Genomic DNA, 17,407 nt, shown 5'->3' with positions numbered 1-17,407 from the left:
AGCAATATTTATTTTGTACGGATCCACAGGTAATTAATGCCGAACATTGTTTACCTATGCGTTGTTATCGTCAGATGCCGCTCTGACGTTAATTTCATTTCCAAATATTTGCCGCACCCAGTCACTTGAAATCATTATACATGAAGAAAAAGCTGGAATACAAGTGAAACACGATATTGCTATTATGCAATATGCTTCCCAAAAAAATAAAACCGATGCTGGATGCACCGGCTGCAATCAACGATTACGTGTATTTACACCAGTAAATTGCGTAAGAATGCGGCCTCAGCCTCGGTCACAGTAACAAGCGGAAGTCTAACTCCTCCAACTGGCAAACCTTTTAAGCCAAGTGCAAATTTCACGGCCACAGGATTAGGTACAGGATGAGGACAATAGAATAAACCTCTGAAAATTGGATGTAAAATACCATTTATTCGAGCAGCTTCCTGAACATTTCCGTTCACATAGGCTTCGATTAATTGTTTCATTTGCGCGCCAACGACATGTCCCGCAACGCTAACGATTCCGTAAGCGCCAATAGCCAAAGCAGGCAGTGTAGCACTGTCGTCCCCGCTGTATACTTTAAATCCTGCAGGAGCACCACTAATAATTTGAGTTAATTGATCTGTTGAAGCACAATCTTTTGTCGCCACAACATTGTCGATTTGTGCTAAGCGAAGCGTCGTTTCGACAGAGATGTTGACTCCCGTACGACCTTCCACATTATACAAAAGAATAGGCAATTTTGTTGCTTCAGCAATAGCCTTAAAGTGCTGATAAAGTCCTTCTTGACTAGGACGGTTATAATACGGAGCGACAAGCAAAATGCCATCAACGCCCGCTGCTTCTGCGTCTTTTGTCAGATGGATGGAATGGGCTGTGTTGTTGCTGCCCGTACCAGCAATGATTTTGCAACGACCATTCGCATGCTTAACAGCAAATCGGAACAGTTCCAGTTTCTCTTCATCGGAGAGCGTAGGTGATTCGCCAGTCGTGCCTGAAACGACAAGACTATCGCTTTGCTGCTCCTCAATCAAATAATCAATTAATTTTGCTGTCGTTTCCCAATCAATATGACCGTCCGCATCAAATGGGGTTACCATTGCGGTAATTAGTCTTCCAAATTCCATCTGAATTCCTCCCAAAAAAGTTGCTCTATCGATGAAGCTCGAACTTCGCGTGCAGAGAACGAAGTGCCTCTACCATATCCGCTTCACGAACGAGCACCCATATCGTTGTATTAGAATCAGCCGATTGCATGATTGAAATGCCCTGCTCCGTCAGCGCTTCCACGATACGCGCCATAACGCCTGGCTCTCCATTCATACCACCGCCGATGACGGATACTTTAGCACAGCCTTTAATAGCTGAAGGTGCAAAGCCGCATTCCTTCAGTACATCAACTGCACGTTTAGCATCATGATCAAATACGGTATAAACTGCACCGCTTGGCGTTACATTAATAAAATCAACACTAATATGATGTTTAGCCATAGATTGAAACACTTGCAGCTGCACATCATTTCGGCCTTCAATAGCCTTTACAGATATTTGAGTAATCCCTGCTGCATGGGCAATTCCTGTAACATGACGATCCTTAACCGCCAGCTCAGCCTTAAGCTCAGCTGAATCAGTTACTAATGTGCCTGTTTCACTTGAGAAGGTAGAACGAACTCGGAGCGGTATACGAGCCTGCTGAGCAATCTCAACGGCACGAGGATGGATAACCTTAGCTCCTTGTCTTGCCATGTTGCATATTTCAGCATAGCTTACGACAGGAAGCGGTTTCGCCTCCTCGACTAATCTAGGGTCCGCCGTTAAAATCCCGTTAACATCCGTATAAATATCGACCATTTCAGCGCGAAGCGCGGCACCTAATGCTGTAGCTGAAGTATCGCTTCCGCCGCGGCCAAGTGTTGTCGTATCTCCTAATGCAGTGCTTCCTTGAAAACCTGTTACGATTACAACGGTTCCTTCACGTAAATGATGAAGCACCTTATCTGGCCGAATCTCTTTGATTCGGGCTTGCCCATACTGCTCGTCAGTAATCATGCCCGCCTGTCCTCCGGTTAGGACAACGGAAGGAATGCCGCTCGCAATGAGCAAGCTGCATAAAGCGGCTGCGGAAATAATTTCTCCGCAGCCTAGCAGCATATCTCGCTCACGCGCTGGCAGCCTGTCGCCATTATCACGTATAACCTGAAGCAAGGTATCCGTTGCGTAAGGATCGCCCTTACGCCCCATAGCAGATACGACTACGACTACAGCAAGGCCACTGCTGCGTTCTCTGGTAATATGACTAATTACGTGTTCTCTGGCATGATCGGTAGAAAGAGAGGTGCCCCCGAATTTTTGAATCAGGATGCGCATATTATAATCCTCCATGATCGATCCAGGGAAGAAGCAAGCTTTACTACCTTTTACTTAATACATTAACCTCTTGCGATATGTTCAGCGATTTGAACAGCATTCCATGCTGCTCCTTTGAGCAGGTTATCGGAGACGATCCACATATTAAGTCCGCGATCCGAACCAAGATCACGTCTCAAGCGACCAACAAAAACATCCGGCTTACCGGCAGCATCAGTCGCAAGCGGGTATTGCTGATTAGCAGGATCATCAACGAGCGTAACGCCCGGTGCATCTGCAAGCAGCTGCTTAACCTCTTCCAAATCGTAGTCGTTTTTGAGCTCAACATATAGAGATTCCGAGTGACCGTAAACGACAGGAATTCGCACGCATGTAGCTGTAACCTGGATAGACTCGTCACCCATAATTTTTTTCGTTTCGCGAACCATTTTCATTTCCTCAAGCGTATAACCATTCTCTTGAAACTTATCAATTTGCGGAATCGCGTTAAATGCAATTTGATGCTTAACCGGCAGTGCTCCTACTGGAAGAATAGCTGGGTTTACCTCTTCACCCTGAAGTGAAGCTGTAGTTTGACGAAGCATCTCATCAATGGCAAGATTTCCAGCACCAGAAACCGCTTGATAGGTGGAAACGATAATACGCGAAATGCCAAAACGGTCTTGTAGCGGTTTAAGAGCTACTACCATTTGAATGGTTGAGCAGTTCGGATTAGCGATTATGCCCTTATGCTCGCTAACCTTCTCAATATTTACCTCAGGAACGACAAGCGGTGTGTTTTCGTCCATGCGGTATGCATTGGTGTTATCAATACATACTGCACCATGTTTAACCGCATGTGGAGCCAATGCTTTAGTAACATCGCCTCCTGCACTAAACAAAGCGATGTCGATACCTTCGAAGCTTTCCGGTTTTGCTTCTTCAACCGTAAGCTCCTGATCTTTAAATGTAATTTTTGTGCCGGCTGAGCGAGCAGACGATAACAGCTTAAGCTTTCGGATCGGGAAGTTTCTGGAAGCAAGTAATTTCAGTATTTGTTCTCCTACTGCGCCTGTTGCACCAACAACTGCAACGTTAAACAATTTCTGATACGACATCTGTTGTCGTCTCCCCTCTAACCGTGTGTCATGAATGACGTTCGACAAGCAGAGGCTGCAGCTGTTTGCCAGATAGGGCAGCTTCGCATGCTTCCAAGACCAAATCCATTCTGGCAACAAGCGAATTAGGCTTCTGCACCGGGTTATCTTGGCCGAACGGTACAAAATAAATATGTTTAGCCACTAATAGCTTCGCTATGTTAGCGGCATTTAAACCAAGTCCATCATTTGTCGAAATAGCAAGAACCAGCGGACGGCCGTTGCGCATTTGGGCTTTTGCAGCCATAAGTACTGCGCTGTCCGTAATCGCATTTGCAAGTCGGCTTGTCGTATTTCCTGTGCAAGGTGCTATGACGAGAACGTCCAGCAGCTTAGAAGGCCCAAGTGGCTCCGCCTGCACAATGGTCGAAATAAGTTCATTTCCGGTAATCGCTTTTAACTGTGTTTGCCAATCCTCGGACTTTCCAAATCTAGTGTCCGTTGTCATAAGTGTATTCGAAACGATCGGCACCACATTGGCCCCCGCATCGACGAACCGCTTAATTTCAGGCATAACTTCAGCAAACGTACAATGTGAGCCTGACAATGCATAACCCACCGTAATTCCAGCCCAATTCATATCCCATTCCCCCGCTTAATCGTATCGTCCAAAATCAACTGAGATAAGCAATCCGCTATGATACGTCCAGCTGTTTTCGGTGCGACGATACCGGGTAGTCCGGGTGCGAGCATCGCTTTAATGCCACGCTTCTCAGCGAAGCGGAAATCTGTCCCGCCAGGCTTCGATGCGAGGTCAATAATGACGGCTCGCGAAGGTAAATTTGCGATAATTTGTGCTGTGACTATCATAGTCGGAATTGTATTAAAAAGCAAGTCAATATTGCTCACATGATGCAATAAACCACTGATGTAAAAAGGCTCAAAACCCATCTCTGCCGCTCTTGCGAACTGCTCTGAACGCCGTACACCGACCTTCACTTTGGACCCCAAACCTTGAAGCGTTCGTGCCATTGTAAAGCCTGTTCTACCGAAACCAAGCACCATAGAAGAAGACCCATGAATCGTAATATCCGTATTTTGAATGGCCATCATTAAGGCGCCTTCCGCTGTCGGAATTGAATTGTATATGGCAACATCATCACGGTCAAACAGCTCAACGAGCGACAGGGAATGCTGCTCGCATAGCTGACGCAAATAAGGCTTCGCCATCCCTGTATATACTGTGCAATGTTTTGGCAGCTTTGCAAAATGGCTGTCTGCCAGCTGCATTTGTCGGTCACTAAAAACACTCTGGATGATCCCATGATCATCAGTGCCTACGGCAGGCAACAACAACGCATCGACGGATTCAAAAAGCTGTTCCTCGAACTCCGCCTGTACCGCTCCGTCGAGTGACGAATGCAAGCCGTCAAAACCCGAAACTGTGACAGTTGCATCAAGCTCAGTCAGCTTTCTAATTACCTCCAGCTGCCTTGCATCACCACCAAGCAGCAGCACTTGAACGCCTGTTAGCATTAAGCTTCACTCCTTTCTTGCTAATAGCTCTAGATCATCTTATGCTTGCGCCCAGAGCGGGGTGAAAAAGAAAAAAAGATCGGGCATTTGCCCGATCTTCTTAATACTAATTTATGAATTCAATTCGCTTAAACGCCAGTATGTCCAAACCCGCCGGCACCTCTTACGGTGTCAGGCAGCTCGTCAGCTTCTATAATCGTAACTGCCGGCACGAGTTGGAATACCATTTGAGCTATTCTTTCCCCGCGCGTAATTGTAAACGGCTGATCGCCTAAATTAACGAGCAGCACTTTCACTTCTCCTCGGTAGTCCGCATCAATCGTTCCTGGTGAATTCAAGCAAGTAATGCCATGCTTATACGCAAGGCCGCTGCGCGGTCTAATTTGCGCCTCCAGCTCCCCGGGCATTGCCATTGCAAAGCCGGTAGGAATAAGCTTACGCTCGCCTGGCTGCAATACTACAGGCTCTCCTACAGAAGCTTGCAGATCAAAGCCAGCTGCCCATTCGGACATTTTTTTCGGAATGGCTATATCTTCATTTCCTTCTAATCGTTTAAACTGAACTTGATACAAATTGATCCCTCCTGAGCTCTGCTGCTGCTTTATCATTCGTTCCGACCATTGCAACGGAGAAAGGAGCAGCTAACATACGCTTCGTAACATCAACTACATCTGACATCTGCACCGAATCGATACGCTTCAACAGCTCATCAAGCGTGTAATGATGACCGAGCATCAACTCGTTTTTGCCCAATCGATTCATTCTGCTGCTCGTGCTCTCCAAGCTCAAAATCAAGCTGCCCTTCAATTGCTCCTTGCCGCGGTGCAGTTCATCCTCGCCTAATCCTTTTACGGACAGCTCGTTCATCTGCTCCATCGTTAAATCAAGTACTTCCTTCGTTTGCTTAGGCGCCGTTCCAGCATATAAAGTAAACAAGCCAGTATCCGCATAGGAAGTGTGATAGGAATAGACCGAATACGCGAGTCCGCGCTTCTCTCTTATTTCTTGGAACAGCCTCGAGCTCATTCCGCCCCCTATAGCATTGTTAAGAAGAATCATGGCATACAAATTTGAATCGGTTATCGAGCACCCTGGGAAAGAAACACATAGATGGTTTTGCTCTGTTTTCTTTTTGTAAAACAAATAATCGCCATGAAATGTCGGAGGCGTAATGATGGATGAGGCTGGCTTGCTATTCTTAAAGCTTCCAAAATATTGTTCCATTAACGCAAGCAAGCTCTGCTCTTCAACATTGCCCGCAACGCTGATTACTACATTCTCAAGTGTATACGTATCATTCATATACCCGCGGAGCGTATCGGAGGTCATGGCAGTCAAACGATCCTCAAGCCCCAATATCGAATAAGCAAGCGGGTGTTCACCGAATGCTGCGCGAGAAGCTTCGTCATGCACCTTATCATCTGGCGTATCCTCATACATCGAGATTTCCTCAAGAATAACATTTTTTTCCTTCGCCAATTCCTCCGGATCAAATTGGGAATTAAAAAACATATCCGAGAGAGCGTCTACGGCAAGCGGCAAATGCTCATCAAGCACCTTGGCAAAATAACACGTATATTCCTTCGAGGTAAACGCATTGACATTTCCGCCTATACCGTCGAATAAATCCGCTATGTCCTTTGAAGTACGGCTTTCTGTGCCTTTGAACAGCATGTGTTCAATGAAATGGGAGATGCCGTTATTTTCAGGCGTCTCATTGCGTGAGCCCGTTTTGACCCATATGCCAAACGATACTGATCTTACTGTCGGTATGTATTCAACGACAACACGCAATCCATTGCTAAGTGTGTATTTGTTCATCAGTAGTCCTCCTCATGTTTTGTGCAGCAAAATGATCATTATTATACGTCTCATCATTTTGCCTTACAAAACTGACATCATATACATGTGACTCTAAACATGAATGTTTTTACTATAGCAGAATCAGTCCGCTCCCTCAACTTCAACGGGAATCCGCTTGGAGGAAAGCGTCTCACTAACCGTTCCTATCGCGTAGCCTTTTGATTTAGCTGTAGCAATTATGCCAGGCAGCGCATCTCGTGTTGTGGCTGTAGGATGCATTAATATTAGCGCTCCTGGCTCTAATTTCGATGCAATTTTGCGCACAACGGCATCTGCAGGCGGTTTCTGCCAATCAACCGTATCAATGGTCCACAGCACCGTTTTTAACCCCTGCTCCTCGGCAATCTGGACAGTAGCTTGATTAAAAGAACCCGACGGCGGAGCAAACCATTTGTTGTTCACGTTCAAGCTCGATTTTAATAAGGCTTCGGTTTTGGATATTTGAGTGTACTGCGCTTCCCTGCTAATCGCACTCATGTCAGGATGAGTATACGCATGATTAGACATTTCATGTCCTTCAGCTTGTATTTGCTTAGCAACATCAGCGTTTTTACTTAGCCAGCTGCCATCAAGGAAAAAGGTAGCTTTCACCTTCTCACGGTTAAGTGTTTTTAATATGGAATCTATGTACTCATTGCCCCAAGCAACATTGATCATAAGCGATATCATCTTTTTGTTGGGGTTGCCGCGAAAAATCGGATGTGGACCAAGATCATTAAGACTGATTTTGGGTTCAACCTCTTTATATACATAAGGAATGGTTTGAGAAGGCGGAGCAATCAAAGCAGCTTCGAGCGTTTTATCGACATCGACTTCCAAACCGTTGTACCCTGGAATAGCTCTCCAAACGCGATCAATCCGCGCGTCTACTGGTGCAATATTTCGCTTATCTGCTTCTTCCGAAATAATGTTCAGCAGCCTCTGCTTCTCCGATTGCGTATAAGAATATTGTGCATAAACCATTTTACTATCATATTTTAAAGAAGAGAGAAATTTTGATATGTCGTCGTTCATACTGACGAATGCAAGCACTAGAAGCATGCTTGCCACAATTGCAGCTGCTTTTCTAAGCATCATTATTCCCACTCCCATATAAGTCCTCGCACGCTTCCTAAGCTTGACCTTATTTCGGCATGTTAATTCATATGTATGAAAAGTAGGACGAGAATATGCTGCGGCTGGGCAAGATGGTGACCAGATGTCGCTTTAAAAAACAAAAAGAGCCAGATCAAATCTGTCTCTTTTCTTCTTATTTATATGACCGCCAAGCAATAAAAGCTTATTGCGGCGATGCTTCTGGCGTCATCAAAATTTTGGCAGACAAGTTAATACGGCCTTGTCCGTCAATTTCGGTTACTTTAACTTTGATTTGGTCGCCAATGTTAACGACATCCTCTGTTTTTGCAACACGTTCATTCGACAATTGAGAAATATGGACAAGTCCATCTTTGTTCGGCAAAATTTCAACAAAAGCACCGAACTTCTCAACGCGCTTAACCGTACCCATATAAATTTCACCAACAACCACTTCTTTAACGATACCTTCGATAATCGATTTAGCTTTTTGGTTCATCTCTTCGTTTGAAGAAGCGATAAATACCATTCCGTCTTGCTCGATATCGATTTTCACGCCAGTTTCTTCAATGATTTTGTTGATGATTTTTCCGCCTGCGCCAATAACATCACGGATTTTGTCCGGATTAATGCGAAGCGTCAAAATTTTCGGTGCATACTTCGATAAGTTTGGACGAGTAGTCGGCAAGCTTTCGAGCATTTTACCTAGGATGAAAATACGGCCTTGGCGAGCTTGTTCAAGCGATTGCTCCAAAATAGCGCGGTTGATGCCGGCAATCTTGATATCCATTTGAATAGCTGTAACGCCTTCAGCTGTACCTGCAACTTTAAAGTCCATATCGCCGAGATGATCTTCCATCCCTTGAATATCAGAAAGAATTGCAAAGTGATCGCCATCTTTAATGAGACCCATAGCAATACCAGCTACTGGCGCTTTGATTGGTACCCCTGCATCCATCATAGCAAGTGTGCTTGCGCAAATGCTTGCTTGTGAAGAAGAACCGTTAGATTCCAAAACTTCCGAAACAAGACGAATCGTGTAAGGGAATTCAGCTTCAGATGGAATAACTTTGGAAAGTGCACGTTCTCCGAGAGCACCATGCCCGATTTCACGACGGCCTGGCGGACGAAGCGGACGAGCTTCACCAACGCTGAACGGCGGGAAGTTATAGTGATGCATGAAACGTTTTGTTTCTTCAGGCGAAATGCCATCCAAAATTTGAACGTCGCCCATTGCGCCAAGCGTACAAATACTTAGTGCTTGTGTTTGTCCACGAGTAAACAGCCCTGTTCCATGTGTGCGAGGCAAAATTGCCACATCACAATCGATTGGACGAATTTCATCAAGCGAACGGCCATCTGGACGAACTTTATCATGAGAAATAAGTCGACGTACTTCTTCCTTCACGATGTCATAAAGAACTTCTTTAACATCAGAGAGAAGTTCAGGCGTATCGATATATTGCTCTTCAAAGTGAGCAACTGCTGCGCTGTTAACTGCGTCAATTGCTTCTTGACGAGCATGCTTTTCTTCAACCTTAATCGCTTCAACCAAACCAGCAGAAGCATAAGCACGAACATCAGCATTCACTTGCTCATTTACAGTATGTAGCTTAACTTCCATTTTCGGTTTGCCGGCTACAGCTTGCAGCTCTTCTATTTTTGCTACGATCTTTTTGATTTCGTCATGACCAAACATAATCGCTTCAAGCATTACTGCTTCAGAAACTTCGTTTGCTTCTGCTTCCACCATCATGATCGCATCTTTCGTTCCTGCGACAACTACAAAAATATCCGTTTCTACGCTTTGCTCTACCGTCGGATTAATAATGAATTCGCCATTAACACGTCCAACGTTTACTCCGCCAATTGGACCGTCAAAAGGAACGTCAGAAATGGATAGTGCAGCAGAAGTACCGATCATAGCCGCAATTTCTGGCGAACAATCCTGATCCACGCTCATTACAATGTTCATGACTTGAACGTCATTCCGGAAACCTTCTGGGAATAACGGACGAATAGGCCTGTCCGTAAGTCGGCTGGACAAAATCGCCTTCTCGCTTGGACGGCCTTCACGTTTAATGAATCCACCTGGAATTTTACCAACAGCATACAAACGTTCTTCATAGTTAACAGTCAATGGGAAGAAATCCAGATCCTTCGGACCTGCTGACGCTGTTACCGTACACAATACGACAGTATCACCATACTGAACAGTGACTGCTGCATTCGCCTGCTTCGCAAGGCGGCCGGTTTCAATGGATAGCGGTCTTCCGCCTACCATCATCTCAATTCGTTGTACCATTTTATCCCTCCTAATAGTTATTCGATTAGTCTATTTCACTGCTAATTGGCAGTTTATACCGAGTGTTTCCCTATTACAAAAAGCAACCCGAATCCGCTCATCCGTTATTCCCGGACGGCTGGACAACCAGGTTGCTTTTCTTTACGCATGTTTTAGCGGCGTAGGCCGAGTTTTTCGATCAATGCGCTGTAACGTCTAACATCATTGTTTTTAAGGTATGCAAGCAGCTTACGGCGCTGACCTACCATCTTGAGCAAACCACGACGGGAATGATGATCTTTCTTGTGCTCCCGCAAATGTTGAGTCAAGTTAACGATGTTTTCAGTCAGGATAGCCACTTGAACTTCCGGGGAACCCGTGTCAGTTGCATGTGTCTTATGCGTCTCAATCAGTTCGTTTTTACGTACTTGTGTAATTGCCATCCTAATTCACCTCCTTCTTGATAATCGCCATTAGCCTCGAAGCCGTCGGTGAGATCGGACATCCAAGCTAAGGTTAAGTTTGTCCGTATGTCACACAAAATGTATGACTACTTACAACGTTGTATAGTATAACACATAAGGTGGACGAATGTCGAGGATCATAAATAAACAATGCCCAACATCCGTTTTCACACGAATGGTTGATACGATCAGTTAGTTGTAACCATGGATCGCCTTCGCTTGCTCAGAATCAGATCCAATCTGCTCAACAAGCTCGGCAATGGAATTAAATTTTTTCTCCGAACGGATAAACGATAGCAATTGCAAACGCATATGCTCACCGTATATATCGCTGTTGAAGTCAAACAAATGAGCTTCCATTACAGGTTTCAGCTCATCTTTATTAAAGGTTGGTTTTAAACCATAGTTTAAAACACCAGGGTATGAGGTATCACCAATCCAAGCCATTACCGCATAAACGCCAAGCCTTGGCGCGATATATGGGGCATTAAATTGCAGGTTTGCTGTTGGGAACCCGATCGTACGACCTCTTTTGTCCCCATGGACAACGATCCCTTCAACTTCATATGGCCTGCCAAGCAATCGTTCTGCCAGTTCAAGATCACCTTGCTCAAGTGCTTCACGGATATAAGTACTGCTTACTTTTACCCCGTTCTCGATCAAAGGCTCAATGATATGAACAGAAATATCAGGCTCTGCTAGCTGCTTCAAAGTCTCTGCATTACCTGAGCCTTTGTGGCCGAAGTTGAAATCAAAGCCTACAACGACCTGCTTAGCACGGAGTGTGCGCAGAACCTCATTGACGAAGCGCTCAGGTGATACTGAAGCAAACTCAAGATCAAACTTCATTATGAATACAAGATCTACGCCAAGCTCTGCAAATAACGCTGTCTTCGCATCAAAAGGCGTAAGGCAACGATAATATTGCTCACCTTGCCCGAGAACTTCCTTCGGATGAGGATCAAATGTCAAAACCGCTGATAGCATCTCGGATTCCTTCGCCGCATTTACAGCTTGGCGAATCACGTTCTGATGTCCACGATGAACCCCGTCAAAATGACCGATTGCTATGGAAAGCGGTTTGTCCAGCGACAACGTGGACAAACCGTTTAAAGGAAAACTTAATGGAATAATTTCCAACGCTGAAGCACCTGCATTTCCTATTAACTTTCTACAACGATAAGCTAAGCTGAAAACACTTTGATTGGCTTGAAAACATTTGCATTCAAATCAATCTGAAAAATACCTAGAAACGAGCTTTGATCATTATAAAGACGTATAAGCTGTCCATCTAAAGTCAATGCTGCATGTTCGATGGAATGGCTGAGACTAACTTTCTGTCCTTGCAGTGCAAGTTTCCCAAACGATTCTGGAATCGTCACACGATCCAAATGTGTAACGGCTTCATCGGCGGAAATGATATGTCCGCTTAATTCACCGGATTGCTGCAATTGCTCGATTTGCTCAAGCGTCAAGCAGCTTTCCTTTGTAATACCGCCTGACATCGTTCGAGTCAAATGGGCCATCGTAGCAGGAACACCTAGCGCTTTGCCGATGTCCACACATAACGTGCGAATGTATGTACCTTTTGAACAAACGACAGAAAACGAAATCTGAGGCAGATCAAGATCGAGCTGAGTGTCAATGAGATCTATTTGATGAATCGTTACTTTTCTCGATTTCCGCTCAACGGTCTTTCCTTCTCTAGCTAACTCGTACAATCGCTTGCCATCAACTTTGACAGCGGAATACATGGGAGGAACTTGATCGATCTCGCCTATAAATTGCGACAGTGTATGGCGAACATCTTCTTCTGTAACCGATATTGGCGATTGCCGCGCAATAACTGTACCCGTTATGTCCTCTGTATCTGTTGCAATTCCAAGCTGCAATACAGCTTCATATGACTTAGGCCGCTCTTGCACATATTCGACTACTCTCGTTGCACGCCCAAGACATAGCGGCAATACACCCGTTACCATAGGATCAAGCGTTCCTGTATGACCAATTCGCTTCATCTTCAGCACTCGGCGTACTTTTGCAACCACATCATGAGAAGTCCAGCCTTCAGGCTTCCAAACTGCCAAAATGCCGTCCATCGCTTAAATCAACGCCTTTCTGACTGCTTCCACTAGCTCTTCAATCGAGGTCGTTAAAGAACCTTCAATCCGGCATCCTGCTGCACGCACATGACCGCCACCACCGAATGCTTGCGCAATTGCAGCTACATTGGCTTTGCCTGCTGAACGCATGCTTGCTTTGACTGCACCGTCTTCCGTTTCTTTAAATAGAATGCCGACTTCAACTCCATCCACATTAAGCGCATAATTCACGATTCCTTCTAGATCTTCAGGAACTGCACCTGTATTGCGCAAATCATCTTTGCCAATATAGACCCAGCCGATCTCTAAGTTATCCGTAAATGTGAGGCGATTGAGTGCGAGCTGGAGAAGCTTGAGCTTAGCCATAGTCATTTTCTCAAGAAGATGATCAGCGAGCTCATTGCCGGACACGCCTAAAGCGAGCAAATGCGAGGCAATCTCCATGACACGCGGACTCGTGTTGGAATAACGAAACCCGCCTGTATCGGTCAATAAACCAGTGTAGATTGCTGTTGCACAGTTCACATCTAATGCGATTTCTGCTCTCTCGATTAAATCATACAATATTTCAACAGTAGCCGCAGCTTCTGCTCGTATAACATTTACGGTGCCAAATCCATTGTTTGTTGGATGATGATCGATATTAAGCAGCTTTGCATCTGGTGCAAAGCTGCTCGCTACCTCTCCAATACGTTTGAAATCCGCACAATCGACCGAAATAATGGCATCAAATGTTTGCTGAGTTACATCGCGCTTGTAATTGAGAATGGAATCAAATTGATGCAAGAAACGAAGTCTGGACGGCAGCTCGCTTTCATTAATCAGTACTGCCGACTTCCCAAGTTTCTCAAGCATCCAGCCTACGACAACAGTAGAACTAATAGCGTCACCGTCAGGCTGTACATGCGATACGACCAAAAAATGATCGTAAGTTTTCATGAACGCCAGCGCTTCATCTAGCTGCATCGAATAGCTGCTTTGATTTATCATCGAGCTGAATTCCCATTGTTGATGTTTTCAAGCAATGCCTCGATGCGGCTGCCATATTCAATACTGCTGTCAAACTTGAACAGCAATACGGGTGTATGGCGAAGGCGCATGCGCTTGCCAAGCTCTGTGCGAATAAATCCTGTTCCGCTCGCTAGTGCCTTAAGCGTCGCTTCCTTCTGCTCTTCGCTGCCAAGCACGCTTAAATACACTTTTGCTTGTGAGAGATCACTCGATGTTTCAACACCTGTTACAGTAATGAATCCGATTCTAGGATCTTTCAGCTCTGTTTGTATAATTTGGCTCAGCTCTTTTTTAATCTGTTCGCCGACCCGTCCTACTCGGATTTTTGCCATGCTTTACTCACCTCTCTACTGATTCCATGACAAACGCTTCGATAATATCGCCTTCACGAACATCGTTGAAACGATCAAGCGTGATACCACACTCATAACCTGCTGCAACTTCTTTAGCATCGTCTTTGAAACGTTTTAGGGATTCAATTTTGCCTGTGAAGACAACGATACCGCTACGAACCAAACGTGCTTCAGCGTTACGAGAAATTTTACCGTCAGTAATCATACAACCTGCAATTGCGCCAACTTTAGTCACTTTAAATACGTTACGAACTTCAGCGTGGCCAATAACAACCTCTTTGTAGATTGGATCAAGCATGCCTTTCATTGCTTGTTCAATCTCATCGATTACGTTGTAGATGACGCGGTGCATACGAACGTCAACCTTTTCTTGTGCAATCGTTGCTTCTGCTTGTGGATCAGGACGAACGTTAAATCCGATTACGATAGCATTGGAAGCTGACGCCAAAATGATATCCGATTCTGTAATCGCGCCAACACCGCTGTGGATGATTTTTACGCGAACGCCTTCGATTTCAATTTTTGCGAGCGAGCCTTTAAGTGCTTCGGAAGAACCTTGAACGTCGGATTTGATAATAACGTTCAGGTCTTTAATTTCACCATCTTTGATATGGTTATACAGATCATCAAGCGTTACGCGTGTATTCGCACCCATATCCGATTGACGCTGTTTAATGGAACGACGATCAGCAATATCACGGGCTTTGCGCTCATCTTCAAATACCATGAACGGATCTCCCGCTAATGGAACTTCTGTTAGACCAGTAATTTCTACTGGCGTAGAAGGACCTGCTTCTTTTAAGCGACGGCCTTTATCATTAACCATTGCTCTAATACGGCCGAAGCAGTTACCTGCAACAAAAGCATCCCCAATTTTCAAAGTGCCGTGTTGAACGAGAATACGTGCAACAGGACCTTTACCTTTATCAAGCTCAGCTTCGATAACAGTAGCGCGAGCGCGTTTGTTCGGGTTAGCTTTGTAGTCATTCATCTCAGCAACGAGCAAAATCATTTCAAGAAGGCCTTCAAGACCAATTCTTTGTTTAGCGGAAACTTCGACGAAAATAGTGTCGCCGCCCCACTCTTCCGGAACGAGTTCATATTCAGTCATTTCTTGTTTGATTTTCTCTGTATTCGCTTCTGGTTTATCGATTTTGTTAACCGCTACGATAATAGGAACGCCAGCTGCTTTTGCATGGTTGATGGCTTCAACAGTTTGCGGCATGATGCCGTCATCAGCTGCTACTACGATGATCGTAATGTCCGTAACCTGCGCACCGCGTGCACGCATAAGCGTAAACGCTTCGTGACCAGGTGTATCGAGGAACGTAATTTTTTTATGGTTAATTTCAACTTGGTAAGCACCGATGTGCTGTGTAATTCCGCCGGCTTCTCCGCCAGTTACATTCGTTTTGCGAATGGCATCAAGCAAAGTTGTTTTACCGTGGTCAACGTGACCCATAATAGTCACAACCGGTGGACGTGTTACCAAATTTTCATCTTCGTCTGTTTCTTCTACGGTTTCGAAGGAATCTTCCTCAACAGGAATTTTCACTTCAACCTCTACCCCGTAGTCTGTTGCGATCAAATGAATCGCATCCATATCGATTTCTTGGTTGATCGTAGCCATTACGCCAAGGAAAATCAGTTTTTTAATAACTTCTGATGCATCCTTATGCAGTAATTTTGCCAATTCGCCAACAGTCATTGTACCGCGTACAATAATTTTCTTTGGCGTATTGTCAATTTTCTCGCGTGGCGGTTGTTGTTGGAACTTGCCGCCGCGCCCTTTTTGACCACCACGGCCATTGTTGCCTCTGAAGCCGCCTGGTTTGCCGTCTTCAAATCTCTTTTGGCCAGGTCTTGCGTTTCTGTTGTCGTTACCGCGCGCTTGTCCTTGTGCTGGCTTAGAGTCGAAACGACTTTGGCCTGATGATGCTGGACGGCTGCTTGCGTCTGAACGCGGAGCGCTTGGACGGCTGCCTGTATTGCTTTGTCCGCCTTGTGAAGGACGGCTTTGTCCAGATGATGCTGGACGACTGCTTTGACCGCCTTGACCTTGTGATGGACGGCTTGAACCCGCGTTAGAACCCGCTGGGCGATTACCTTGTCCGCCTTGTCCTTGGCTTGGACGGCTCGAATTAGAACTGCCTTGTGAAGGACGGTTGCTGCTTGATTGTGATGCTGGACGACTTGTTTGTTGTCCTGCTGGTCTTTGTTCTGACTGCTGTTGGGTTGTTTGTGGTTTCGTATTAATAGAATTCATAGGCCCCTGTCTGTCTTGATTCGTATTTTTATTTTCTTGTACTGGCTGCGGCTTCTTCTCCTGCTGCTGCGGCTGCTGCGATTGCGGCTTGTTGGCAGTAGGTTGAGCGGAAGAAACCGTTACATTTGTTGTTTCTTGCGCGCGCTTTGCAGCTGCATTTTGTTTAATATTGCGGAAAAAACCTTCAACCTTATTTACCATTTCGTTTTCCATGACACTCATATGGTTATTGACTGGCAAATCAAGTCTTTTTAGAATCGTTATGATTTCTTTGCTGCTCATATTAAGTGACTTGGCATACTCGTAAACGCGCAGCTTATCTTTATTGTCCTTGCTGTCTTGTTTATTGTCCAATATGATCCACCTCCGTATTATGGCTCAGATGACTCGCAATCATTTTTCCGAATTGCGCATCGGTTACCGCTATTACAACCCGTTCTGGCTTACCAATCGCCTTTCCTAGTTGCTCACGGTCGAATGCTTCGGCGAGTTGTATTCCGTAGGTGTTGCATTTGTCACGAAACTTTTTTTTCGTATTGTCTGAAGCATCTCCTGCAAGGATAACGAGATGCACTTGTTTATTTCTTACAGCTTTGAGGACAATTTCATCGCCTGTAATCAGCTTTCCGGCACGCATTGCCATGCCAAGCTGTGATAAGCTCTTATTCTGCTTCATCGCTTATCAGCTCCTTACCAGCAATAAACTGTTCCTCTACCGCTATAAAATCCTGCTCAAGTTGATCGTAAATGTGTTCACCAACATGCTGTTTCAGTGCTCGATCAAGCGCCTTGGATTTCTTCGCTAATTTAAAGCAACTGACTTTACCGCATAAATATGCACCGCGGCCAGCTTGTTTGCCTTTCAGGTCAATCTGCACCTCTTCGGCCGGTGTCCGCACAATCCGAATGAGTTCCTTCTTCGGCATCATGTCCTGACAAGCGACGCATTTGCGAAGCGGTACTTTTCTCGGTCTCATTGTACACCCCTCCTCTGCCAGCTGAATTGAC

The 17,407-nt window shown here is 45.2% G+C and carries 17 protein-coding genes; all 17 read right to left on the bottom strand.

Going from position 1 to position 17,407, the window contains the following annotated elements; translation table 11 throughout:
* Positions 1–254: 254 nt before the first annotated feature.
* Entirely contained in the window at positions 255–1,130 is an 876-nt protein-coding gene (gene dapA, locus MHH56_RS14715; RefSeq protein WP_076269197.1) for a 4-hydroxy-tetrahydrodipicolinate synthase, read from the bottom strand.
* A gap of 25 nt (positions 1,131–1,155) precedes the next feature.
* Positions 1,156–2,370: an aspartate kinase gene (dapG, locus tag MHH56_RS14710; protein ID WP_339208970.1), complete on the bottom strand. Its 1,215-nt coding sequence runs from the start codon at positions 2,368–2,370 to the stop codon at positions 1,156–1,158.
* Between the two features lie 62 nt (positions 2,371–2,432).
* Complete coding sequence (asd, locus tag MHH56_RS14705; RefSeq protein WP_339208968.1) at positions 2,433–3,467, bottom strand: aspartate-semialdehyde dehydrogenase; 1,035 nt, start codon at positions 3,465–3,467, stop codon at positions 2,433–2,435.
* 28 nt (positions 3,468–3,495) lie between these two features.
* Entirely contained in the window at positions 3,496–4,086 is a 591-nt protein-coding gene (locus MHH56_RS14700) for a dipicolinate synthase subunit B (RefSeq protein ID WP_339208967.1), read from the bottom strand.
* Positions 4,083–4,982, bottom strand: coding sequence for a dipicolinate synthase subunit DpsA (dpsA, locus tag MHH56_RS14695; RefSeq protein ID WP_339208966.1), 900 nt, complete (start codon positions 4,980–4,982; stop codon positions 4,083–4,085). Before dpsA ends, MHH56_RS14700 begins: the two co-directional genes overlap by 4 nt.
* A 128-nt stretch (positions 4,983–5,110) precedes the next feature.
* Entirely contained in the window at positions 5,111–5,554 is a 444-nt protein-coding gene (gene dut / locus MHH56_RS14690; protein WP_339208965.1) for a dUTP diphosphatase, read from the bottom strand.
* Entirely contained in the window at positions 5,535–6,803 is a 1,269-nt protein-coding gene (locus MHH56_RS14685) for a pitrilysin family protein (protein ID WP_339208964.1), read from the bottom strand. The genes dut and MHH56_RS14685 overlap by 20 nt, the downstream gene beginning before the upstream one ends.
* A gap of 123 nt (positions 6,804–6,926) precedes the next feature.
* The gene (locus MHH56_RS14680; RefSeq protein ID WP_339208963.1) at positions 6,927–7,922 is read right to left on the bottom strand and encodes a polysaccharide deacetylase family protein; all 996 of its coding nucleotides are present in this window, start codon (positions 7,920–7,922) and stop codon (positions 6,927–6,929) included.
* A 202-nt stretch (positions 7,923–8,124) separates the two neighbouring features.
* The gene (gene pnp / locus MHH56_RS14675; protein WP_076269189.1) at positions 8,125–10,224 is read right to left on the bottom strand and encodes a polyribonucleotide nucleotidyltransferase; all 2,100 of its coding nucleotides are present in this window, start codon (positions 10,222–10,224) and stop codon (positions 8,125–8,127) included.
* 152 nt (positions 10,225–10,376) lie between these two features.
* Positions 10,377–10,646 carry a 30S ribosomal protein S15 gene (gene rpsO, locus MHH56_RS14670; protein ID WP_053375765.1) on the bottom strand — a complete coding sequence of 90 codons (270 nt, stop codon included), beginning with the start codon at positions 10,644–10,646 and terminating at the stop codon, positions 10,377–10,379.
* Between the two features lie 213 nt (positions 10,647–10,859).
* Positions 10,860–11,807 carry a bifunctional riboflavin kinase/FAD synthetase gene (locus MHH56_RS14665; protein WP_339208962.1) on the bottom strand — a complete coding sequence of 316 codons (948 nt, stop codon included), beginning with the start codon at positions 11,805–11,807 and terminating at the stop codon, positions 10,860–10,862.
* A 44-nt stretch (positions 11,808–11,851) separates the two neighbouring features.
* Positions 11,852–12,766, bottom strand: coding sequence for a tRNA pseudouridine(55) synthase TruB (gene truB / locus MHH56_RS14660; protein ID WP_339208961.1), 915 nt, complete (start codon positions 12,764–12,766; stop codon positions 11,852–11,854).
* A gap of 3 nt (positions 12,767–12,769) precedes the next feature.
* Complete coding sequence (locus MHH56_RS14655; protein WP_339208960.1) at positions 12,770–13,759, bottom strand: bifunctional oligoribonuclease/PAP phosphatase NrnA; 990 nt, start codon at positions 13,757–13,759, stop codon at positions 12,770–12,772.
* Positions 13,756–14,112, bottom strand: a complete 357-nt coding sequence (rbfA, locus tag MHH56_RS14650; RefSeq protein ID WP_054028943.1) for a 30S ribosome-binding factor RbfA — start codon at positions 14,110–14,112, stop codon at positions 13,756–13,758. Before rbfA ends, MHH56_RS14655 begins: the two co-directional genes overlap by 4 nt.
* A 7-nt stretch (positions 14,113–14,119) precedes the next feature.
* Positions 14,120–16,753, bottom strand: coding sequence for a translation initiation factor IF-2 (gene infB / locus MHH56_RS14645; protein ID WP_339208959.1), 2,634 nt, complete (start codon positions 16,751–16,753; stop codon positions 14,120–14,122).
* Positions 16,743–17,075, bottom strand: coding sequence for a ribosomal L7Ae/L30e/S12e/Gadd45 family protein (locus MHH56_RS14640; protein WP_054028945.1), 333 nt, complete (start codon positions 17,073–17,075; stop codon positions 16,743–16,745). Before MHH56_RS14640 ends, infB begins: the two co-directional genes overlap by 11 nt.
* Positions 17,062–17,376: a YlxR family protein gene (locus tag MHH56_RS14635; RefSeq protein WP_076269184.1), complete on the bottom strand. Its 315-nt coding sequence runs from the start codon at positions 17,374–17,376 to the stop codon at positions 17,062–17,064. Before MHH56_RS14635 ends, MHH56_RS14640 begins: the two co-directional genes overlap by 14 nt.
* Between the last annotated feature and the right edge of the window lie 31 nt (positions 17,377–17,407).

The organism is Paenibacillus sp. FSL K6-3182 (assembly GCF_037976325.1).
Lineage (GTDB): Bacteria > Bacillota > Bacilli > Paenibacillales > Paenibacillaceae > Pristimantibacillus.
This window is presented reverse-complemented; position numbering and strand designations above follow the sequence as displayed.